23 protein-coding genes and 1 rRNA gene are annotated in these 20,896 nt (G+C 48.8%); 4 read left to right on the top strand and 20 right to left on the bottom strand.

Going from position 1 to position 20,896, the window contains the following annotated elements:
* Positions 1-24: 24 nt before the first annotated feature.
* The 12 genes from J7439_RS19010 to J7439_RS18955 all read right to left on the bottom strand — a co-directional run bounded on the left by J7439_RS19010 (position 25) and on the right by J7439_RS18955 (position 11,679).
* Positions 25-1,227: a BaiN/RdsA family NAD(P)/FAD-dependent oxidoreductase gene (locus J7439_RS19010; RefSeq protein ID WP_209203556.1), complete on the bottom strand. Its 1,203-nt coding sequence runs from the start codon at positions 1,225-1,227 to the stop codon at positions 25-27.
* Between the two features lie 255 nt (positions 1,228-1,482).
* Positions 1,483-2,469, bottom strand: a complete 987-nt coding sequence (gene asd, locus J7439_RS19005; RefSeq protein ID WP_209203526.1) for an archaetidylserine decarboxylase — start codon at positions 2,467-2,469, stop codon at positions 1,483-1,485.
* Positions 2,470-2,757: 288 nt separating this feature from the next.
* Positions 2,758-3,183 carry a F0F1 ATP synthase subunit epsilon gene (locus J7439_RS19000; RefSeq protein ID WP_101747440.1) on the bottom strand — a complete coding sequence of 142 codons (426 nt, stop codon included), beginning with the start codon at positions 3,181-3,183 and terminating at the stop codon, positions 2,758-2,760.
* 115 nt (positions 3,184-3,298) lie between these two features.
* Positions 3,299-4,675 (bottom strand): F0F1 ATP synthase subunit beta, encoded by a 1,377-nt coding sequence (gene atpD / locus J7439_RS18995; RefSeq protein ID WP_101747441.1) that lies wholly within the window; start codon positions 4,673-4,675, stop codon positions 3,299-3,301.
* Positions 4,676-4,715: 40 nt separating this feature from the next.
* Complete coding sequence (gene atpG / locus J7439_RS18990; protein ID WP_209203525.1) at positions 4,716-5,576, bottom strand: F0F1 ATP synthase subunit gamma; 861 nt, start codon at positions 5,574-5,576, stop codon at positions 4,716-4,718.
* A 99-nt stretch (positions 5,577-5,675) separates the two neighbouring features.
* The gene (gene atpA, locus J7439_RS18985; protein WP_209203524.1) at positions 5,676-7,220 is read right to left on the bottom strand and encodes a F0F1 ATP synthase subunit alpha; all 1,545 of its coding nucleotides are present in this window, start codon (positions 7,218-7,220) and stop codon (positions 5,676-5,678) included.
* 186 nt (positions 7,221-7,406) lie between these two features.
* On the bottom strand, positions 7,407-7,949 hold the full coding sequence (locus J7439_RS18980; RefSeq protein WP_209203555.1) for a F0F1 ATP synthase subunit delta: 543 nt from the start codon (positions 7,947-7,949) through the stop codon (positions 7,407-7,409).
* An 11-nt stretch (positions 7,950-7,960) separates the two neighbouring features.
* Positions 7,961-8,431: a F0F1 ATP synthase subunit B gene (locus J7439_RS18975; protein WP_209203523.1), complete on the bottom strand. Its 471-nt coding sequence runs from the start codon at positions 8,429-8,431 to the stop codon at positions 7,961-7,963.
* A gap of 125 nt (positions 8,432-8,556) precedes the next feature.
* Positions 8,557-8,808: a F0F1 ATP synthase subunit C gene (atpE, locus tag J7439_RS18970; protein WP_020581950.1), complete on the bottom strand. Its 252-nt coding sequence runs from the start codon at positions 8,806-8,808 to the stop codon at positions 8,557-8,559.
* 110 nt (positions 8,809-8,918) lie between these two features.
* The gene (gene atpB / locus J7439_RS18965) at positions 8,919-9,800 is read right to left on the bottom strand and encodes a F0F1 ATP synthase subunit A (RefSeq protein WP_209203522.1); all 882 of its coding nucleotides are present in this window, start codon (positions 9,798-9,800) and stop codon (positions 8,919-8,921) included.
* Between the two features lie 153 nt (positions 9,801-9,953).
* Entirely contained in the window at positions 9,954-10,337 is a 384-nt protein-coding gene (locus J7439_RS18960) for a F0F1 ATP synthase subunit I (RefSeq protein WP_209203554.1), read from the bottom strand.
* Between the two features lie 439 nt (positions 10,338-10,776).
* Complete coding sequence (locus J7439_RS18955) at positions 10,777-11,679, bottom strand: LysR substrate-binding domain-containing protein (RefSeq protein WP_209203521.1); 903 nt, start codon at positions 11,677-11,679, stop codon at positions 10,777-10,779.
* Positions 11,680-12,447: 768 nt separating this feature from the next.
* On the opposite strand from J7439_RS18955, the gene J7439_RS18950 reads away from it, so the two are divergent.
* The gene (locus tag J7439_RS18950) at positions 12,448-13,218 is read left to right on the top strand and encodes an outer membrane beta-barrel protein (RefSeq protein WP_209203520.1); all 771 of its coding nucleotides are present in this window, start codon (positions 12,448-12,450) and stop codon (positions 13,216-13,218) included.
* 49 nt (positions 13,219-13,267) lie between these two features.
* Here J7439_RS18950 and J7439_RS18945 read toward each other — a convergent pair whose 3' ends face one another.
* From J7439_RS18945 to J7439_RS18930, 4 genes are all read right to left on the bottom strand, one after another.
* On the bottom strand, positions 13,268-14,440 hold the full coding sequence (locus tag J7439_RS18945; RefSeq protein WP_209203519.1) for a glutathionylspermidine synthase family protein: 1,173 nt from the start codon (positions 14,438-14,440) through the stop codon (positions 13,268-13,270).
* Positions 14,440-14,976: a DUF1190 domain-containing protein gene (locus J7439_RS18940; protein WP_101747450.1), complete on the bottom strand. Its 537-nt coding sequence runs from the start codon at positions 14,974-14,976 to the stop codon at positions 14,440-14,442. Before J7439_RS18940 ends, J7439_RS18945 begins: the two co-directional genes overlap by 1 nt.
* Before the next feature lie 19 nt (positions 14,977-14,995).
* Entirely contained in the window at positions 14,996-15,406 is a 411-nt protein-coding gene (locus tag J7439_RS18935) for a DUF350 domain-containing protein (protein ID WP_209203518.1), read from the bottom strand.
* 80 nt (positions 15,407-15,486) lie between these two features.
* Positions 15,487-16,146 carry a DUF2491 family protein gene (locus J7439_RS18930; protein ID WP_209203517.1) on the bottom strand — a complete coding sequence of 220 codons (660 nt, stop codon included), beginning with the start codon at positions 16,144-16,146 and terminating at the stop codon, positions 15,487-15,489.
* A 94-nt stretch (positions 16,147-16,240) separates the two neighbouring features.
* Here J7439_RS18930 and J7439_RS18925 point away from each other — a divergent pair, with 94 nt between their 5' ends.
* Positions 16,241-16,873, top strand: coding sequence for a LysE family translocator (locus J7439_RS18925; protein WP_209203516.1), 633 nt, complete (start codon positions 16,241-16,243; stop codon positions 16,871-16,873).
* Between the two features lie 4 nt (positions 16,874-16,877).
* Here the strand turns inward: J7439_RS18925 and J7439_RS18920 are convergent, their stop codons facing one another.
* From J7439_RS18920 to J7439_RS18910, 3 genes are all read right to left on the bottom strand, one after another.
* Positions 16,878-17,567: a PspA/IM30 family protein gene (locus J7439_RS18920; RefSeq protein ID WP_209203515.1), complete on the bottom strand. Its 690-nt coding sequence runs from the start codon at positions 17,565-17,567 to the stop codon at positions 16,878-16,880.
* Positions 17,568-17,598: 31 nt separating this feature from the next.
* The gene (locus J7439_RS18915) at positions 17,599-18,225 is read right to left on the bottom strand and encodes a YjfI family protein (protein WP_209203514.1); all 627 of its coding nucleotides are present in this window, start codon (positions 18,223-18,225) and stop codon (positions 17,599-17,601) included.
* A 155-nt stretch (positions 18,226-18,380) separates the two neighbouring features.
* The gene (locus J7439_RS18910) at positions 18,381-19,826 is read right to left on the bottom strand and encodes a TrkH family potassium uptake protein (protein WP_286198435.1); all 1,446 of its coding nucleotides are present in this window, start codon (positions 19,824-19,826) and stop codon (positions 18,381-18,383) included.
* A 311-nt stretch (positions 19,827-20,137) separates the two neighbouring features.
* Here J7439_RS18910 and J7439_RS18905 point away from each other — a divergent pair, with 311 nt between their 5' ends.
* The gene (locus J7439_RS18905) at positions 20,138-20,626 is read left to right on the top strand and encodes a hypothetical protein (protein ID WP_209203512.1); all 489 of its coding nucleotides are present in this window, start codon (positions 20,138-20,140) and stop codon (positions 20,624-20,626) included.
* 20 nt (positions 20,627-20,646) lie between these two features.
* A complete protein-coding gene (locus J7439_RS18900) occupies positions 20,647-20,799 on the top strand; it encodes a hypothetical protein (protein ID WP_209203511.1) in 153 nt (50 codons plus the stop codon).
* Here the strand turns inward: J7439_RS18900 and rrf are convergent.
* Positions 20,788-20,896: ribosomal RNA gene (gene rrf, locus J7439_RS18895) — 5S ribosomal RNA — on the bottom strand; the annotation flags it as partial. The genes J7439_RS18900 and rrf overlap by 12 nt on opposite strands.

Below are 20,896 nucleotides of genomic sequence, written 5' to 3'. Positions count from 1 at the left end.
TGGTATTCTTCCCCGGCAATAAATTCACACATACAGCCCGGCACAATACCCCGAAGCCCACGCCCACTGGAAGTTGAATCCGCCGAGGTGGCCGGTGACATCCAGTACTTCACCCACAAAATAAAGCCCTGGCTGGTTCTGGCTTTCGAAGGTTTTCGATGAAATATTGTTGGTAGCTACGCCGCCCAGAGTGACTTCGGCTTTTTTATAACCTTCGGTGCCCGCAGGCATAAATATCCAGGATTCCAGGCTTTCGGCCAGGCGTTGCAGCTCAGTTGCAGAAAACTGGTTCATGGGTTTACGACCACTGTCTGTCAATTTTTGCAGCTCTCCGTAGGTGCACAGTGCTGTTGTCAGACGTTTGGTTAATTTATCTGAGAGTATTGAACGTATTTCAGCCCTGGGTTTTGCTTCTCTGAGTTCATTCAACCAATCTTCTATGGCGATACCCGGTAGCCAGTTGATGGAGACTTTATTGCCGGGCCGCCAGTAGGAGGAGATCTGCAATATGGCAGGCCCACTCAGCCCTCGGTGAGTAAAGAGGACATTCTCCCGAAAGCTCTGGCCATTGCAGCTGGCGATAACATCGGCACTTACACCGGATAACTCAATAAAGTGGGCCAGCCACTGTTTGTCCATGGTAAATGGCACCAGGCCTGGCATCCTTTCAATTAAATGATGACCGAACTGCTCAGCCAGTTCATAGCCAAGACCGGAAGCGCCCATGGTAGGGAATGACAAGCCGCCGGTTGCCACCACTAGCGATGTGCAGCGGACTTCTCCCAATGTGGTGTCCAGCATAAAGCCTTCTGCATCATCCAATGGCTTAACGTGATGTAATGCTGTCTTCAGGCGAATGGTGACACCGGACTTTCTACACTCCTCCACCAGCATCTCGACGATATCGCTGGACTGCTGGTTGCAGAACAGCTGCCCCAGGGTTTTCTCATGCCAGGGAATCTGGTGCTTATCCACCAGCGCCTGAAAATCCCACTGGGTGTAGCGGGCCAGTGCCGATTTGCAGAAATGGGGATTTTTAGAAAGGTAGTTTGCCGGTTCAGCGTACATATTGGTGTAGTTGCAGCGGCCACCGCCGGAAATCAGAATTTTTTTGCCAATCTTATTGGCATGGTCAATGACCAGCACCTTTCGGCTGCGATCACCTGCCGTCAGTGCACACATCAACCCGGAAGCCCCCGCTCCAATAATAACGGCATCGTATTGCATGGATGGTAATAAGGGTTGATTTACTGGCATAGAAGTCTTGCATCTGATAATGGGAGGCGCGAACTATAGCGAATATAAGAAGAAGGTTCCAGAATCTGATTTTTCTGGCACAGAGTGCACATACGTCAAAACAAACAGCCATTTATGCATGGGATCAGGGCTTTTTTCCCGGAAGCAGCTTCGTTCTCATTCAGGTGTATCATAGCGAAACCTCCTGACCAATGACTGAGGACGATGTTTACCAGTTTTCTATGCTTATCTAAGAGAGCCTATTGCCTCTCCCATTTTAATTTTCTTACCTGTGATTAAACTCTCTTGCCAATCAACCTTATCTTTTCCAAAAAGACATATCACGGTTGAGCCAATACGAAACGCCCCCAGATCATCTCCAATACGAAATGGTAAATCATCAAAACTCTTTTCATGAATGTGCGCACGCTTCCCACCCTTTCGATGAGGCTCAATTACTCCATTTTCCCAAACGGTTTCAATACTGGATACATTAATTGCCCCTACCATAATCATTGCCATAGGGCCCTGGGCTGTATCAAAAATACAAACTAACCGCTCATTCTTGACAAACAAATTATCAATATTTTTTGCCGATTTGGGACTAACGGAATATAGCTTACCCGGAACATGGATTGTCTTTTTCAGTTTTCCGGATATGGGCATATGAAAACGGTGATAATCACCAGGTGATAAATAGATATTGGCAAAACTCCCCCCTTGGAAAGCATCAGAAAGCTCCTGATCTCCACCTAATAAATCTTTGATATTGTATGTATGCCCTTTGGCCTGGATAAGTTCTCCTGAATCTATTTTCCCGGCCTGGCTAATTGTTCCATCAACAGGTGAGGCAACTTCTGTAATTGAAGCAATGGGTCTGGCATCCGTTTCCAACTTTCTAGTAAAAAAGTCATTGAAAGATTCAAAATCTTCAGCCCGCTTTTTAGTAGCTTCTTGAAGATTAATTTTATGCATCCAGATAAATTTGCGGATTAACCAGTTTTTTATAACCTTTGTTTTGCATTCAGCTAATTTTCCAAACAGATTAGAGAAAGTTTTGTGAGGTAACTTCATCTGGAGCTTAATCGTCAGTTTTTCAAAAGAGTTTGCTGCCATTTTTCTTACTTTCAATCCTGCCCATTTTTTCTTTCGGACATCTTTCTTACGAGCATCTTCAGGACTAAAAGTAACTTGCGGGGATGTTTTTTTAGGTATGATAGCTGATGGATTCATAATTAATTCTTCCTTGATTTATTGAGTACTTCAACAAATTAATCAGGTTGATTTGAAGTAATTATCCACTATTAAATTATTATTCAAATGCTTGGATTAGGTTTGTCCATAAGAAATACCTTGATACGTTAGGATACGCTCACTAAATACTATTTACTATTAAACTTTCGTCTCCATAAAGTAGCTTTATTTGTTAACTCAATGATTAATAAGATAAAAATCAAGATATGATTTCATTGCAAAAAAACCCTGCAAAAGCAGGGTTCTTTGACAGCACAAGAACTGAACTTATTTGCCCAGTTTCTTGCGAACCGCCTGAAGGGTTCTGAGCTGGGCAGCCGCTTCAGCCAGTTGGGTTGCCGCCCTGGAGTAGTCGAATTCGCCACTTTGGTGTTCCAGGGCTTTTTCTGCCTGACGCTTGGCTTCTTCGGCCGCCGCTTCATTCATGTCGTCAGCTCGCAGTGCCGTATCCGCAAGGATCTTGACCTGGTTTGGCTGGACTTCCAGGAAGCCACCGGAGACGTAGAAGACTTCTTCTTCACCACTTTGGGTAATGAGTCGGATTGGTCCGGGTCTCAGTTCGGTCAGCAGCGGAGTATGCCCGGGGGTAATACCCAGGTCTCCCATGGAGCCGGTAGCAATCAACATCTCTACCTGACCTTTGAAGATCTCCTGCTCGGCACTAACGATGTCACAATCTACGGTTGATGCCATTGGGTTCTATCTCCTTAGAGTTGCCCGCTGCCCGCCTCCCGCCGTCCGCAGCCCGTAAAAGCTTTTGTCTTATCTTTTCGGGCAGCGGGCAGCGGGCAGCGGGCAGCGGTCTTATTTACATAGACTTGGCTTTTTCAACCGCTTCGTCAATGGAACCGACCATATAGAAAGCCTGTTCTGGCAGCGCATCAAATTCACCTTCCAGAATGCCCTTGAAGGCACGAATGGTGTCTTTCAATGGCACATATTTACCCGGAGAGCCGGTGAACACCTCCGCTACGAAGAAGGGCTGAGACAGGAATCGCTCAATCTTACGGGCGCGGGATACGGTCTGCTTATCTTCTTCAGACAGTTCGTCCATACCCAGAATGGCGATGATGTCTTTCAGCTCTTTGTAGCGCTGCAGTACCGTCTGTACGCCACGGGCGACGTCGTAGTGCTCCTGACCAATGACCAGAGGGTCCAGCTGGCGGGAGGTGGAGTCCAGAGGGTCAATGGCCGGGTAGATACCCTTGGAGGCGATATCACGGCTCAATACCACGGTGGCATCCAGGTGAGAGAATGTCGTAGCAGGGGATGGGTCAGTCAAGTCATCCGCCGGTACGTACACCGCCTGGATAGAAGTGATGGAACCGGTTTTGGTGGAGGTAATCCGCTCCTGCAGTACCCCCATCTCTTCCGCCAGGGTTGGCTGGTAACCTACTGCAGAAGGCATACGACCCAGCAGTGCCGATACTTCGGTGCCCGCCAGGGTGTAACGGTAGATGTTATCGATAAACAGCAGTACGTCACGGCCTTCATCACGGAATTTTTCCGCCATGGTCAGACCGGTCAGGGCGACACGCAGACGGTTTCCGGGTGGCTCGTTCATCTGGCCGTACACCAGCGATACTTTGTCGATAACGTTGGAGTCGGTCATTTCATGGTAGAAGTCGTTACCTTCCCGGGTACGCTCACCGACACCGGCAAATACCGAGTAACCGGAGTGCTCGATGGCGATGTTACGGATCAGCTCCATCATGTTGACGGTTTTACCCACACCGGCACCACCGAACAGACCCACCTTGCCGCCCTTGGCAAATGGGCAAACCAGGTCGATGACCTTGATCCCGGTTTCCAGCAGCTCGTTGGTGGCGGCCTGGTCAGCGTAACTGGGTGCCTTACGGTGAATGGCCGCTCTCTCTTCTTCACCGATAGGGCCTTTTTCATCAATAGGATTACCCAGAACGTCCATGATACGTCCCAGGGTTTTGGTACCCACTGGCACCTGAATCGGTGCTCCCGTGTTGGCAACGTTCAAACCACGGGCAACCCCTTCGGTAGACCCCATGGCAATGGAACGAACGACACCGTCACCCAGCTGCTGCTGAACTTCCAGTACCAGATCCTTGCCATCAACATTCAGTGCGTCATACACTTTGGGCACGCTGTCCCGTGGGAATTCGACGTCGATGACGGCACCGATAATTTGTACGATACGACCGCTACTCATAGTCTTTCCTCACCCCTTAATCTTTTAAACGGCCACGCTTTTAAACAGCCGCAGCACCGCTGACAATTTCAGACAATTCCTGTGTGATCGCAGCCTGACGGGCCTTGTTGTAGACCAACTGCAGGTCATCAATCAGGTTTCCGGCGTTATCGGTGGCACTCTTCATGGCCACCATTCGAGCCGCCTGTTCACAGGCATTATTTTCAACCACCGCCTGGAACACCTGAGACTCGATATAACGTACCAGCAGACCATCCAGCAGCTCTTTGGCATCAGGCTCATACAGGTAGTCCCAGGGTCTCTTCAGGGACGCATCATCATCCGGTACCAATGGCAGCAGTTGCTGCACTTGCGGCGTTTGGGTCATGGTGTTTACGAAGTCGTTATGCACCACAAACAGACGGTCAATTTGCCCCTGGTCGTAGCGGTCCAACATTACTTTGACCCCGCCAATCAGGTCAGCAATGTTGGGTGAATCCCCAATATGCGCCATGGCTGCCACGACGTTACCGCCATAGCTGCGGAAAAAGGCGGCAGCCTTACTGCCAATCAGACAGAGGTCGATGCCGACACCCTGGTCGGTCCACGCCTTCATGCTTTCTACGGTCTTCTTGAACAGGTTAATGTTCAAGCCACCGCAGAGACCACGGTCAGTAGAGACGATGATAAAGCCAACACGTTTGACTTCACGCTCAACCATGAAGCTGTGCTCGTACTCTGCATTCGCGTTGGCGATGTGTCCTACCACCTGACGAATACGCTCAGCATAGGGGCGGCTGGTTTCCATCCGCTCCTGGGCCTTACGCATCTTGCTGGCAGCCACCATTTCCATGGCGCTGGTAATTTTCTGTGTGCTTTTAATGGACGATATCTGCGTCCGTATCTCTTTTGCCCCGGCCATAATCAGTTTCCAGTTGTCAGTGATCAGTGGTCAGTTATGGGTGGCCAGTTGCCAGTCAGGCTGTTCACTGCCCACTGACAACTGCCCACTGACAACTGATCACCAAGTCTGGGTGGCCTTGAACTTCTCAATGACTTCTTTAAGGCCTGCTTCAATCTCGCCGTTGTAGTCCCCGGACTCATTGATGGTCGCCATCAGCGCACTGTGCTCAGCGTTGGCATAGCTGATCAGGGCGGCTTCAAAATCACCAATCTTGTTCAGGGCCACATCCGCCAGGAACCCTTTCTCAGCGGCAAAGATAACCAGTCCCATTTCCGCTACCGACATGGGGGCGTACTGGGTCTGCTTCATCAGCTCAGTCACCCGCTGACCATGCTCCAGCTGCTTACGGGTGGCTTCATCCAGGTCAGAAGCAAACTGGGCAAACGCCTGCAGTTCACGGTACTGGGCCAGAGCCAGACGGATACCACCGCCGAGCTTCTTGATAATCTTGGTCTGGGCAGCACCACCTACCCGCGATACCGAAACACCGGCGTTCATCGCAGGACGGATACCGGCGTTGAACAGGTCAGTTTCCAGGAAGATCTGACCGTCGGTAATCGAGATAACGTTGGTGGGTACGAAGGCCGATACGTCACCGGCCTGAGTTTCGATGATGGGCAGTGCGGTCAGGGAACCGGTCTGGCCTTTCACTTCACCGTTGGTGAACTTCTCAACGTAATCCGCATTCACCCGTGCCGCACGCTCCAGCAGACGGGAGTGCAGGTAGAATACGTCCCCCGGATACGCTTCACGGCCCGGTGGACGACGGAGCAGCAGGGAAATCTGACGATAAGCCCAAGCCTGTTTGGTCAGGTCATCGTAGACGATGAGGGCATCTTCACCACGGTCACGGAAGTATTCCCCCATGGAGCAGCCGGCAAACGGTGCCAGGAACTGCATGGCCGCCGGATCAGCCGCACCGGCTGCCACCACAATGGTGTGGTCCATGGCACCGTGCTCTTCCAGCTTGCGCACCACGTTGGCAATGGTGGACTGCTTCTGACCAACCGCAACGTAGACACACTTAACGCCGGTGCCTTTCTGGTTAATGATGGCGTCGATCGCCAGCGCGGTTTTACCGGTCTGACGGTCACCGATGATCAGCTCACGCTGGCCACGGCCGATGGGCACCATGGAGTCAACGGCCTTGTAGCCGGTCTGCACCGGCTCATCCACCGACTGACGGGCAATAACGCCGGGTGCGACTTTTTCCAGGGGAGAGGTTTGCCCGGTTTGCAGGGCACCTTTACCATCAATCGGGTTGCCCAGGGCATCGACCACACGCCCGAGCAGTTCATTGCCCACGGGTACTTCAAGAATTCGACCAGTGCACTGAACGGTCTGGCCTTCAGCCAGATCGCCATAGTCACCCAGGACCACTGCACCGACAGAGTCACGCTCAAGGTTCAGTGCCATACCGTAGACATTGCCCGGGAACTTGATCATCTCCCCGTACATGGCATCCGCCAGACCATGAATACGTACAATACCGTCAGTTACGCTGACAATCGTGCCCTCATTCTGGGCTTCACTGGACACATCAAGCTGCTCGATTCTGCTCTTGATGATGTCACTGATCTCGGAAGGATTCAGTTGCTGCATAGCTTACCTGCCCCACTTAACCACAAACGTACAGTTTTATTGATTCTCAACCCGATGGCTTATTCCGCCCTGGGCACTATTGCTGTTGGCACCTGACAGAAGCCTGAGTGAAAAACTGCACCTTTGGGCTCATGAGCGCCGCGGCCTCCTACTCTCTATTGTTGAGCTCAAGGCTGTATTGATTACTCAGGAAATCATCGCATCGGCCAGCTTGCCCAGCCGGGCACGGAGACTGCCATCAATGACCAGGTCACCCGCTTTGACGATAACGCCACCTAAAATGCTACTGTCGATCTCTGTCACCAGTTGAACAGAACGTCCAAGTCTGGCCGCCATTTTTTCTGCCAGTTTATCTTGCTGCTCCTGACTCAGGGGGTACGCTGACGTCACCTGCACCTGCTGGGAACGTTCTTCTTCCGCTCTCAACCGGGCATACAGGACAGCGATTTCAGGCAGCAGTTGCAGACGACGATGTTCTGACAACACCCGAAGGTAATTCTCAAACGGCTGATCCAGTGAACCGTCGCCCTGACACAGTCCGATAATGGTTTCTGCCTGTTGCGCACCACTCAATTGCGGATTGCCCAGCAGCTCAACCACTTTCTGGTATGCGCTCACACTGGCACAGAGCGACAGCATGTCAGACCATTCGCTCAAACGTGAGGCATCACGGGCATATTCAAATGCCGCTTTGGCGTAGGGACGGGCACAGGTTGTTAATTCCATGATCTCCAGCCCCCTTAAAGTTCAGCCGCCAGATCATCAACCAGCTTGCTGTTCGCTGCCTCGTCCAGACGTTCACCCAGAATTCGTTCAGCACCGGCAATAGCGAGGCTTGCCACCTGCGTACGCAATGCTTCACGAGCCCGGTTAGCGTCCTGCTCAATTTCAGCAGCAGCAGCGGCCTTCAGGCGGTCACCTTCAGCACGGGCCTGTTCTTTGGCCTCATCGACAATCTGGTTTGCGCGCTTGTTGGCTGACTCAATGATGCCCTGGGCTTCAGCTCTTGCTTCTTTCAGCAGTTCAGCAACCTTGTCATTGGCCTGAGCCAGGTCTTTTTCTGCTTTATCAGCAGCAGCCAGACCATCGGCTATTTTTTGCTGTCGGTCACTCAGCGCTTTGGTCAGAGGTGGCCACACATATTTCATGCAGAACCACACAAAGAACATAAAAGCGATGGATTGGCCGATCAGAGTTGCATTTAAATTCACGCCAACACCTCTTTTAGTTAATGTCGTTGGCTCCTTTCAGAGCCTGGCCTTTTCTCAACGCAGGTCGGCTCCCGGGGGAACCGACCTGCGTGGCTTGGCACCTGGTCGGGCATTAACGTCTTTGCTTAGAGCAGACCAACGAACGGGTTAGCAAAGGTGAAGAACAGGGCAATACCAACGGCAATCATTGGGATCGCATCCAGCAGACCCGCAACGATGAACATTTTGGTTTGCAGCATAGGTGCAGTTTCCGGCTGACGGGCAACCCCTTCCAGGAATTTGCCACCCAGCAGGGCAAAGCCAATACCCGTTGCCAGCGCCGCTACACCCAGCATGATGGCAACACTGATTACTGTCAGACCAACTACCAGTTCCATATTTCCTCCCGACTTTTCAGGTCGTGTGTTGTGAGATTCAGTGGTTAGTTAAAGTAAATTTATCCAGTGGGCAGCTCTCCTGAAGGATACGCTGCCCGGTTACCTTTCACTCAGTGTTCTTCATGAACGCTGCTCAGATAAACAATGGTCAGAGTCATGAAGATGTAAGCCTGAAGGGTAATAACCAGAATATGGAGGACAGCCCAGCCAAAATGCAGTGGCAGCTGCGCCCAGCCAATCATGGCTATCAGGATAAATATCAGTTCACCGGCATACATATTGCCGAACAGTCGCAGCCCGAGGGAAACGGGTTTGGCTAACAGGGACACCGTTTCCAGCAGCAGGTTGACAGGAATCAGAATAACCTTCGCCAGCGGATTCTTGCTGGAGAATGGGTGCAGAGCCAGATCAGAGAACAGGCCAGACACACCTTTCACCTTGATCCAGAAGAAGAGCATCAGGAAGAATACGCTGATCGACATGGACATGGTGATGTTCGGATCTGTCGATGGCACGATCTTCATGTAGGGAATGCCTGCCAGTGTTGCCAGACCGGGAATCCAGTCCACAGGAATCAGGTCCATGAGATTCATGAAGAAGATCCAGACAAAAATGGTCAGGGCCAGGGGAGCAATCAGTGGGTTTTTACCATGGAAGGATTCGCGAACGCTGGTGTCCACAAATTCAACAATGGACTCAATGGCATTTTGCAGCTTACCAGGAACGCCAGCTGTGGCATTTTTGGCAACAAAGCGGAACAGGAGAACAAACACAAAGCCGAGGAATACCGACCAGAGCATGCTGTCTACATGAATGGCCCAGAACCCCATCTCTTTGGCTTCAGCGGGGGTCAGGGCAAACGTCCAGGTTGGCTCGGTGAGAACACCCTGAGGCTGACCATAAGCGTCAACTCGCTGATAACCAGCAGGCAGCTGACCATACGTCAAATTCTGCAAGTGGTGCTGTATGTATTCAGTAGCAGTATTTGCCATGGCTAATCCTGTTAATCATCCATTACATTGTCAATATCAAAGCTGTCCGGCCCTCAACATCTGATCTGAAATCAGACAAAGCCGTTAACAGCTTTTCCACTTAAACACTTTTCAGCAATCAACCGCCATGGGCGGGGCGTTGTCTACCAACCATTACTTTACTGGTTTCTGCCGACGAACCACCAGCAATGGTGCAAACCAGCTGACTGCCTGAACCACGACAAACGTTCCAAACAGTGCCAGGGGTTCCAGCGGTTTAACCAGGGTAAACACCAGGATAAAACCCGCTGTGGTCAGTACCAGTTTGCCAGCTTCTCCACGGTAAAATGAGCTGACAATCAGTTTTGCCGAGCGTGCGCCACGATAGCGGAACGCTCGCCATACAAAATACGCATTGGGCAGTGAGCAACAGAGTCCTCCCAGAAACGAAGACAATGTAAAAGTGATTCCCAGAGGAAGCAGTGCCAGGGCCAGCACCGCAGATACTACCAACTGGGCGACAATAACACGATGCACTGGTGGCTGTTGGAGCCACATGTATTGACGATGATCAGCACGACCAGACTTGCGGCTGGCAAATCCAGACCAGTCATCACGACCCATTGCTATCTGCTGCTTCCAGGCTTTTGCTTCTGACATACTTCCGTTAACTACTGCTCAGTTATCTTTCCCCACTTTCATCAGGAAAAGGGGGAGCAAAAGATTATTGCATGCACACCGCGTAATATTTTGTTGGATTATGTCAGCACCTGTTATTTGATTGATGATTTCTGACATCCCAGCGGCCGCAGTATATGGGTAATAGTACCTATATTCAACCGAAACCATACTTACCAATTAATATTTCACAAAGTCATAAAACATAGAATTTGGTAGAACAGCCGGTCAGCACGTGCCGTATAAGGGGAAGAGGAATATGCCCTGGCATTAGCCGGAAAAGCAGCGTCTGAGAAATCAAATACCCTGTGTATAAAAATCAAACGTTTTCAAAGGGCTTGCTTGCAAGGATGAACTGGCACAGCTGAGTAAAAACTGTACTTTTGTACTTTCTCTTGTGGGTCAATAGATAAAAATGACGCTTCAGGTTCAACCCTGTCACCCCAATCGTTGCCATATGCCCGGTATCCAGAGTGGACTTTGCCGCCAGACTTGAAATACAGGCGATACCAACGCCATCACTGACCGCCTGTTTCACCGCTTCTGAACGGTTCAGCACCATGGCAACCTTAGGCGACGGCAGCTGAGTAGCAATCATCTCATCGAACAGTTCCCGCGTACCCGAGCCCGGCTCTCTTAACACCCACAACTCATTGGCCAGAGAAGAGAGTGGCATATTGCCCTTATTAGCCAATGGATGATCCGGACTGCAAATAACCACCAGCCCATCTTCCAGCCATGTGGTTACCTCGATATCCGGATGCAGGCAGACACCCTCGACGACCGCGAGATCTGTGTTAAAGTCCAGCAACCGCTGCTCAATGACACGGGTATTATCAATTTCCAGATCAATTCTGATACCGGGATGACTTTCCCGGAACCGGGCAAGCATTTTGGGCAACAGGTTATTGCCTATGGTTGAGCTGGCATTCAAAACCAGAGAACCCGACTCATAGGATCCATCCCCGGCAAACTGGTTTTCCAGCTCCTTTGCGCGATCAATCAATTCGGATGCCTTTGGCAACAGGGCACGGCCGGAGTCATTCATCTTCAGACCTGCGCCCTGGTTACGGTCAAACAGTGGTCCCAGGTGCTTTTCCAGTTCCGATAAAGCCATGCTGGCCGCCGGCTGGGAAATATGCAAACTCTCAGCAGCACCAGTCACCCTTCCGTACTGAGCCACCGCCCGAAATATTTCCAGCTGACGAAGCGTAATATGCATTTAATGTACAGCCTGTTCCATCAACAGAATCAAGGCATAAGAATACTTGATAGGCTCACAAAGTATTATTGATTTTTATAAAAATTTTACCGTCATATACTGAAAGCATGATTATCCCATCACCGAATTTAGTCGAGTTGTATCATGAAAAACAGTGGTATCAGCGGCTGGGTTGAGCTGAAGAAACAGACCCCATATTTTGAAACGATCGTAACTTGCAGACGTATTCTCAGAAAAACAACGCCCTGGAATGACATGGCACTCTTCTTTAAAGAAGCTGATAAGCACATCAAATAATGCTCAATTGGTATCCAGGAGAAGTTATGAATATCAGCCACTTTTAAGTGGCTTTTTTATTGTCATCACAACAAAAGAGCATAAAAATAAGCATAAGACCTCAAATAAGAACAACCACAATGAATGCTAATCTGGTAATTTTGTAAAAACATTAAAAACAAATATTAAATTCCACATTAAAACAACACTAGAATTGCACAAATACATTAGTGATATTCTTATTATTTAAAAGATGTTCAAAACATCTATCCAGGCAATCAAATTAAACAGTTTTTTTACCTGCTTCTTAACTTATACTCACCGTATTTACGCTTTGAAATCAACCTTTCATAATTAAATTGTACCTTAGTACACTAAATGAAAATGGCAGAACCCAAATTTGTGTTCTATATAGATTCAATGATTAATAATGAAACGCTGTTTTTAATAGTTACTCTGAGCGCAAACTTCCTTTAAGGTCTGCCTTCTTGCTTGCTCAGAAATAAAACTATATTAGCAACGATTCCTTATTCCGAGCCTGATCTATATCTATTGCATATAGATCAAGCGCGTTATCTCTTGTACACACATTCAATATGGAATATTTTGGGAACCCCCATGAAAAAGATAACCTCACTTTTATCCGCTCTTGCGTTTTCTGCTGTTTCTTCATTTGCCCTGGCCACCGGGTGGGATGATGGCTGGTCGGAGAATGATATTTTTGTTGGCCTTGAAGGAGGTTATGCCAAGACCAAAGTAAAGCTTGACGGTTCCGGCACATCGGTTGATGACAGTGACAATACTGGCTTTTTCGGGCTTCGTCTTGGTGGCTTTATGGATGACGAGGCCAGAGTCTATTTCACTGCTGGTTATCTCAAGCCGAAAGATGCTCAATGGGGCTCTGACGGTGTCGATTTTAAAGTTCACGACATTAAGCAACTTAACCTTCTGGTTTCTGCCGACTATCTGTTTATGCCTGAATGGGATGTTCAACCGTTTATTGGTTTAACCATCGGTGCCACAGAAACAAAAGCCAATGGCTCTTTTATTGCAGCCGACAAGCAAGACAGTTTTAAAAAGAAATGGGGCTTTGCCTACGGAGCCCAGGCAGGCGTTATTTATCAGATTGATAATATCGATCTGGAAGCTGGCGTGAAATATCTGACTAATAGCACTTCTCACCAATTCCAGGGGTCTGATGATATCAAACTGAAAGTAAACGACTCTTGCCAAGCATACGTTGCCGCTTCCATCCACTTTTAAGTGACTCACAAAAGGCCCTGCTCCGTTATCAAGTCAGGGTCTTTTTTAACTACTCCCTGATCACATGTGGCACAAATCTTGAGCTGTCCCTGGTTATCACCGAGTTATCTTCCCTTATACCGATACCTGCCGGACGATCAGCAATAACCCAGCTGCCGATCAGCGTGTGGTTTCCGGCAAATACCGGCAGAGGCTGATATTTCTGTAGAACATAACCACTATCGACATAGGGTCCATCAACGTTCACTGTCGTCTTACCATTGTCCATCACTGCGATGTTTGCACCTTCTCTGGAAAAAACCGGTTTCTTAACGTAATGACTTCCCAGATCATCCCCCGGTTTTTCATCCTCGAAATAACAGGGTAAAAGATTTGGGTGTCCTTTAAATTCCTGCCACAGAATGGGAAGGATGGCCTTATTTGACAGAATGGCCTTCCACGGAGGTTCAAAAAATAATGTATCGCTGCCCGGAAGGTAGCTCCCGAATGCTTCTTCAAACATAAACTCCCAAGGGTAGAGTTTAAACATTCCGGGAATGGTTCTATCTTCCAGGTCGGTAAACTGGCCCTCCGGACTGATACCAATGTCCTCAGTGTAAATAAACTGTGTACCAAGCCCTGCCTGAACAGCACAGTCACGGAAGTATTCAACCGTTCCATAGTCTTCTTCGGAATCTTGGCTGCAAGAGAAGTAAAGTAGCTCACCGGCCATTTTCTGCTTTTTCAATAGTACCAAAGCTTCAATCAACATTTCCTGAATGATATTGAACTGATCGATCTCTGGCGGAAGCTTCTGCTCTTCCACCATCTGCTCCAGCCAGAGCCACTGAAAAAAAGCGGATTCATATAATGATGTGGGCGTGTCTGCATTATATTCATAGAACTTGGCAGGTGACTGACCATCGTATGAGAAATCCATTCGTCCATACAGATGGGAATCCCTTCTCAACCAGGAATGACGCACATAGTCCCAGAAAAACCGGGGAATTCGCAGACGCTCCATCAGCTGTTCTGAATTCACAGCTTTATCCACCAGATGCAGACACATCTGGTGAATCTCTGCGGTAGGATCTTCTATATCCTGCTCGACCTGCTTCATGGAGAACTGATAATAAGCAGTCTCATCCCAATAGGCTTCCCCACCAATGGTGTGGAATTTAAACCCAAGGGACTCCGCCAGTCTGGTCCAATCTTTTCTTGGCGCAGAGGTAATACGCAGCATTATCCCCCCCAGCTTCCTCTTGCGGCAGAACGGCTGCCAAAACCACCACGTTTCATAGTAGTACTTTTTATTGAAGGCTTGGTCAAAGAAGGCTTGGCCGTTGCTTTTTTATCGACGATGACCTTTCCCTGCTGATAACTGCTGCCAACCCTATCGTAGTTACCCGTCCGGAAAAAACCGCCACTACCAAGATAGAGAGGAATAACCGTAAAAGAGCTTCTGCTCGAGCCAGGCTCTGCGGCAAGCATAAAGCCTTCCATGGTTGGAATATACTCTCCGGAAGCCAGTTGCTGACATGTCGTGCCGAAGTCCTGCTGACAGTCTGAGGCGGCATTATATTTGGGTGCCATCATTAAATGGTTCTGCCAGGCCTTGTTGTATTCATACCGGCAAACCGAATCGGATATCACGCCATCACTGATGCAACTGGCTACGTCTTTATAAACCAGCGCTTCTCTGGCGGAGTCTGTGCAGCCACTAAGCACAAACGGAGCGGTTCCCATAATGGCAAGCTGCAACTTCTTTGAACGCTTCATTATTCCCTTAACTCCGGTACTAATAGGTCAAACAGGCAGCGTTCAATAAACCGGCTGCGATTGATACTCCCCCAAGCCAGATACCAGAAGCCAGCTTATTGTCTGCAATATGCTCTGAGATTTGCGGAATAAACAGTCTTAGTCCAAAAAATGTAGCCAACTGAACAATCAGGGCAACACCGCCCCAGAGCGCCATATCCACCAGGTTAATCGAGTTTTCAATAACACTGGCCAGGGGCAGAACAAAGCCGATTAAACTGCCAGCAAAAGCAATGGCAGCAGCCGACACATCCGCCCTGATCAATTTCATCTCTTCATGGGGAGTACACCAAGTGTAAACCAGGACATAAATCCCCGTTAACACCAGCGCAACGGCAAAATAGGCAAGAAAAAGAGGAACTCCGGCTAAATAGTCGGTAATGGCTATCATATTGTTACATCCTGAACATTATTGGAACTGACTGACAAGGATACCCTTGCCAGACCGGAAATTCATTCATGCCGTATTGGTCAAGTGATCGTCATGGCTGAAATATCAAGATCAAACCCTAAACTTACGACAGCTGTAGCTTCATCCTCACCGCTGAACTCAAGGGACGCCAGGAGATATTCATAACGCTCACTGCCACTGATTTGTCGCTGATAGAGCATGGCCAGATGGTCTACATCATAAGCCGTTACCGACTCATCACGGCTGTGAACCGTTTCCGTGAAATTGACCGGTTCAATCCGTCCTGGAACCACCTCATCCCAGACCCGGCGATAATCTGTTTCATTCAGCTCAAAGCGCTTAGCACCAATCAAACCGGAGTCACTGACCCAAAGGCTCGCACCGCTCTCACTGGCAATATTATGGGTTTGTGCAAAGACAAAGAATTTTATGTCATCAATGTTCTGCGTTTCATAACCGCCACTTGTTGATATCTGAATAAAGCCATCATCCGACGTATAAAAGCGGCACAGCGAAGCACCGGCCCCTAAATTAATGAAACCTGCTGCCTCAATCGTCTGAATCCCTTCTGGCAAGGTGAATCTCAGCTGCTCACGGATCATCTGGAAAGGTAACAAATCCAATTCAACCGCACTTCCCAACCGCAAATTAAGCGGCGATGGTAAAGAAACGCTCTTGCTTTCGTCTTCTTTCTTACGTTTAAACCAGTCAAAGATCATAAAAACAAACCACCCTTTGAAACACTTGATAGAGAAATCGGGACTATACTCTTAAACCCCTGACAGATGGCTACGAATAGAAAGAGAACGCGTTATGTCTGAGTCATCACTGGCGCTATTTCTGATAGCGACCCTGATCCTTGCCCTGGCTCCGGGGCCGGATTTACTGTATATCGCCGCCCGCGGGCTTTCCCAGGGAGCCATGGCCGGATTCATTTCTGCCCTGGGTGTTCATACCGGTGTACTTATCCATACTATCATTGCATCTCTCGGGCTGTCTGCCCTGATAGCCTCATCAACCATGGGCTTTTCACTGATTAAATATGCCGGGGCGGCTTATCTATGTTACCTGGGAATCCGAACGCTCTTTTTTTCGAAAGGTGAGAATAGCAATGAACAGTGTATTTCCAACGCAGCCCTGAAAAAGATTTTTTATCAGGGTGTGATTACAGATGTGCTGAATCCGAAAGTCATTCTTTTTTTTCTGGCTTTTTTTCCACAATTTATTGATCCGTCGAGTCCCTCGGCTCACATTGATATCTTAATGCTTGGCCTGACGTTTGTGCTGGTAGCCTTTCCGATTGATGCCGCTGTTGGGCTGTTTGCTGGCAGTGTTGGCAAACAAATACTCCACTGCAAGCAACGCATACAGTGGGGCAAATGGATGACAGGCTCAGCGTTCATTCTTCTCGGCATCGGGACAGCATTTACCTCGCCCCCATCATGACCGATTAACCCTGACGAGCCTTCAGACGTTCCAATACGCTGGAGGCATCAGCATCACCCCTGGTGATACCAGCCGCTTTGAGTTTGGCCTGCAAATCATTCTCAGCAGTATCACCGGAAAGTTCACTGGCCGCTTCCATCTGGGCAGCCCTCTCTGCCTGCCGTTGTTTGATCCTTTCCAGGGAATCCGTTGCCGTCGCCATTTTTGAGTTAACACCGCTGTGTTTGGCGGCACAGGCTGCCTGTGCTTTTTGTACGGACTCCGTCGCTTTAACCGTATCAACCTGCTGCTTGAGACGACGAAGGTTCGCTTCTGCATCCGTAATGGCCTTTTTCAGGCTGACGATGCTGCCCGCAAAGCTCTTTTCCATTTCCAGTTCTGAATTAAGCTGCGCCTCATACTCTGCAATCTTGCTGGCAACTTCTGTAGCCAGCGATTCATCGCCCTGATCCAGGGCTTTTATGGCGTAGCCTTCATACTCAGCTACTTTTTCCTTCAACTCGGCACACTTTTGTGAGGAGAGTTTTTGTTTGGCCATGATGCCAGCCAACTGAGTCTTGGACTGCTGCAGCTGATCACTCGCCTCACGAATTTCCTGATCCAGAATACGCAAAGCATTGCTGTCTGCAATCGCTTCACCGACTTCGTTGGTCGCCCCTTTCAGGGCCGTCATCACTTTACTCCAAATGCTCATGGTATTTACCTGTTTTAAATGCTTGATGGTATTAAGCCACTGACTCAGAAGTCAGGTGATTCCCATAGGCTTCTGTAGCCTTGATGGCATTGGCTGCCAGCGTTTCTATTTCCTGCACGATATTCTGGAGTGAAGACGATGAACTCAGTGCACCAAAAATGGTGTAGTACTCATTGCCATCCGGAAAGCGATCAAGACTGATCGTCGACAGCGGAAATAATTTGTGAGTACGCAAAACCTCATCATTTAACGCAACCGGGTCCTTGACCAGTGAAAAAGGCCAGAGCACCGCATCGGCAATAATCTGCTCCCCACAAACCGTCAGGTAGATAGGCAGATCACCAAACTCAACCATACTGATTTCCAGACAGGGCTCAGTCCCATCCACCAAGTTCAACAACGCATTACCACTGGTACTCAGTGGGTCATTAGCCAACGCCTCGTATAAGCTTTGAATCGTCCAAACACTTGATGACTGGGTCATGATGGTATGTCCTGGTGGTTGATAGGAATCGATTTGTCGTAGTTGCTGCTCAATGTCCCGCAGCAGGCTGGCATTTTCTGGGACAATCCAGATTTCTTTTTTTACCAGCCCCTGCTCTCTCATCCTGGAGCGAAACTGTCGCTGATAATGTGCAGCGTTTTTCCGCAAGGCCATGAATGAATTCTCTTTATCAGTGGATTGCCTGACCTGTTAAGTGATCAGGCAATCCATTACATGTAACAAATATTACATGTAATATAACGGTCGTATTGTTTTTTTCAACTGCCTGCTATGTAAACTTTTTATTATGCTTGCGAAAAGACAGCGTCTCATCGTCGCCAATACGCCGACGTAAACATCACCAGAACGGTAATGACCTCCAATCGTCCCATCAGCATGCCCGCTGCCAGTACCCACTTGGCCATATCAGGCAGTGGTGCAAAGTTACCTGCAGGACCAATAATGTCTCCCAGCCCCGGCCCAACGTTGGCAATGGCCGTGACCGCTCCTGTCAGGCTGGTAATAAAGTCCAATCTCATCAAACTGAGCAAAAGTGTCATGATGCCTGTCAGCATCAGAAAGAAGAAAGTAAACGCGACAAATGAGCGAATAATATCAGAGTTAAGTGCCTGACCATTGTACTGCATGCTGAAACAGGCTCGGGGATGGCTCAAAAGCTTCAGCTGCACATTCAGTAAACGCAACCCCAGCTGAAAGCGAAAGATCTTTACACCACCACTGGTAGAGCCTGAACAACCGCCAATAAAACTCAGAAAGAAAAATGCAGCTCCGGCAAAGCCACCCCACATTGAGTAATCGGTAAGGGCAAAGCCGGTGGTACTTATGACAGATGTCGTATTAAAGGCAACCAGAGTCAATGCAGCAAAAACGCCGTAGTCAGAATTCAACACTAACCAGGCTGTCATAGAGCCCCAGATAACCCCAATCAGCCTGAGAAAGCCCCGAACCTGACAATCTTTCCATAACGGCTCAGCATTACCCGAGAGAAATCTTACCAACAGAACAAAGGGAAGACTGCCCAGCAACATAAAAATGATGCCAGTCCAGTGAATGGCAGGGCTGTCAAAATGCGCCATTGATGCATCGGAGGTGGAGAAACCGCCGGTTGAGAGCGTTGCCATTGCGTGGTTGATGGCTTCAAAAGCCGTCATTCCCCCCATGTAATAGGCCATGGCACACAATGCGCTCAACCCCAGGTATATCTGAACGATCCGCTTGGCAATCACACCAGATCGGGGCATTACTTTTTCCGACCAGTCGGAAGACTCACTCTGAAACAGACGCATACCACCCACCTTAAGAAAAGGCAGAACCGCAACCGCCATGACAATAAAGCCAATCCCCCCCAACCATTGAAGGACTGAGCGCCACATCAAAATACCCGGATTCATATTATCCAGACCGACCAGCACCGTAGAGCCTGTGGTGGTAATGCCTGACATGGTTTCAAAGAATGCATCGGTAAAACTGATTTCTGTTTCAAAAATAAAAGGCAACGCACCAAACACACAGACCAATATCCAGCTTGAATTGGTCAGCAGGAAAACCTCCCTGGACCGGAATCCAAAGACTTCTGTTTTGCAAGACCGGCATAAGATACCACCCACAACAAAAGTAAGCAGTGGCGACAGTGTGAAAGCCAGATAGTGAGCAGGCGTATTAAAAAAAATATTGGTAAACAGCGGGATACACATCAGTGCCGCAAGCGTCATCAATAATAGTCCAATGACGTATAGTACAGGTTTGTAATGCATGGTCTTAAAGAAACTTGAGAGCTTTTGCGTTTTGTTTTCGAAAAATACCGATCTGCTCATCAGGCCTGTGGTCTGAAACTTTTTTTTGTTCAGCAGGTCTGAATGACGGGAAAACAGCCAACGGCCAATTATCAGAAAACATTATTATCAGTATGCGCAGGTGTGTCTGTAAAAGCTTACACCTAGCCATTCTGTATATTCACATACGGTCCATGAGCCAGATGATAGGGGAGAAGTCATTGTATTAACCGTCTTAACACGACGGCTGACTATGAAAAACTGAGGTAAATCACAACAGAGGTTGAATAGTTATGGGTACAGACATACATGCATACGCTGAGTTCAGAAATAATGTTGGGCAATGGGAAGAAATCCCGGACTATAAGCCTTTAAGCGATCGCGATTATGATGTTTTTTCATTTGTTGCCGGTGTTCGTTTCAGAAACGACTACGTTGGCCAGTTCGTCAGTTGGGGCAATGGGGGCATATGGACTGGCCGGAGAGTGACCCCGCATCCGATTGACCAACCCCGGGGCCTGCCAAACGATGTCAGTCCTTCCGTCAAGGCCAGATCTGATCGGGATCCGGATGGACACAGTCATTCCTGGTTATCCGTTGATGAACTGACTTCTTATAACTATGACAAGCCTTTGCGAGACAGAAACATTGAAGCGGCTCATGTTCCCGAAGAGTTTGTTAATCATACTGTCAGAGACGCTCTGGGTGAAGGTTATTTTCAGGACCTGGCTCAGCTGCAAAAGAGTAAAGCAGAGCGCATCGTCTTTTGGTTTGATTCATGACCCTGAGGATCTGCAAGCCCATGGGAACAGTAGTATCTGAATTCTTGCGCTACTCCTTCGTGACTAAACAACAACCTGGCTGCATGCTTGCCAACAAAAAAATCCCGATAAATTGCTTTATCGGGATTTTCAGCCTTGAGCGAACTCAAGGTAAAAATGGTGCCTGGCGATGACCTACTCTCACATGGGGAGACCCCACACTACCATCGGCGATCGGTCATTTCACTGCTGAGTTCGGGATGGGATCAGGTGGTTCTAACCTTCTATGGT

The organism is Salinisphaera sp. G21_0 (assembly GCF_017744115.1).
Taxonomy (GTDB): domain Bacteria; phylum Pseudomonadota; class Gammaproteobacteria; order Pseudomonadales; family Endozoicomonadaceae; genus Endozoicomonas.
Note: the sequence above shows the minus strand (reverse complement) of the source record. Positions and strands in the feature narration are given on the sequence as shown.

Bases quoted from the DNA above. Each gene is read 5' to 3' on its own strand.
- J7439_RS19010 (WP_209203556.1), bottom strand. From the start codon at position 1,227: ATGCAATACGATGCCGTTATTATTGGAGCGGGGGCTTCCGGGTTGATG.
- asd (WP_209203526.1), bottom strand. From the start codon at position 2,469: ATGAATCCATCAGCTATCATACCTAAAAAAACATCCCCGCAAGTTACT.
- J7439_RS19000 (WP_101747440.1), bottom strand. From the start codon at position 3,183: ATGGCATCAACCGTAGATTGTGACATCGTTAGTGCCGAGCAGGAGATC.
- atpD (WP_101747441.1), bottom strand. From the start codon at position 4,675: ATGAGTAGCGGTCGTATCGTACAAATTATCGGTGCCGTCATCGACGTC.
- atpG (WP_209203525.1), bottom strand. From the start codon at position 5,576: ATGGCCGGGGCAAAAGAGATACGGACGCAGATATCGTCCATTAAAAGC.
- atpA (WP_209203524.1), bottom strand. From the start codon at position 7,220: ATGCAGCAACTGAATCCTTCCGAGATCAGTGACATCATCAAGAGCAGA.
- atpE (WP_020581950.1), bottom strand. From the start codon at position 8,808: ATGGAACTGGTAGTTGGTCTGACAGTAATCAGTGTTGCCATCATGCTG.
- atpB (WP_209203522.1), bottom strand. From the start codon at position 9,800: ATGGCAAATACTGCTACTGAATACATACAGCACCACTTGCAGAATTTG.
- J7439_RS18960 (WP_209203554.1), bottom strand. From the start codon at position 10,337: ATGTGGCTCCAACAGCCACCAGTGCATCGTGTTATTGTCGCCCAGTTG.
- J7439_RS18955 (WP_209203521.1), bottom strand. From the start codon at position 11,679: ATGCATATTACGCTTCGTCAGCTGGAAATATTTCGGGCGGTGGCTCAG.
- J7439_RS18945 (WP_209203519.1), bottom strand. From the start codon at position 14,440: ATGCTGCGTATTACCTCTGCGCCAAGAAAAGATTGGACCAGACTGGCG.
- J7439_RS18940 (WP_101747450.1), bottom strand. From the start codon at position 14,976: ATGAAGCGTTCAAAGAAGTTGCAGCTTGCCATTATGGGAACCGCTCCG.
- J7439_RS18935 (WP_209203518.1), bottom strand. From the start codon at position 15,406: ATGATAGCCATTACCGACTATTTAGCCGGAGTTCCTCTTTTTCTTGCC.
- J7439_RS18930 (WP_209203517.1), bottom strand. From the start codon at position 16,146: ATGATCTTTGACTGGTTTAAACGTAAGAAAGAAGACGAAAGCAAGAGC.
- J7439_RS18925 (WP_209203516.1), top strand. From the start codon at position 16,241: ATGTCTGAGTCATCACTGGCGCTATTTCTGATAGCGACCCTGATCCTT.
- J7439_RS18920 (WP_209203515.1), bottom strand. From the start codon at position 17,567: ATGAGCATTTGGAGTAAAGTGATGACGGCCCTGAAAGGGGCGACCAAC.
- J7439_RS18915 (WP_209203514.1), bottom strand. From the start codon at position 18,225: ATGGCCTTGCGGAAAAACGCTGCACATTATCAGCGACAGTTTCGCTCC.
- J7439_RS18910 (WP_286198435.1), bottom strand. From the start codon at position 19,826: ATGCATTACAAACCTGTACTATACGTCATTGGACTATTATTGATGACG.
- J7439_RS18905 (WP_209203512.1), top strand. From the start codon at position 20,138: ATGGGTACAGACATACATGCATACGCTGAGTTCAGAAATAATGTTGGG.
- J7439_RS18900 (WP_209203511.1), top strand. From the start codon at position 20,647: ATGGGAACAGTAGTATCTGAATTCTTGCGCTACTCCTTCGTGACTAAA.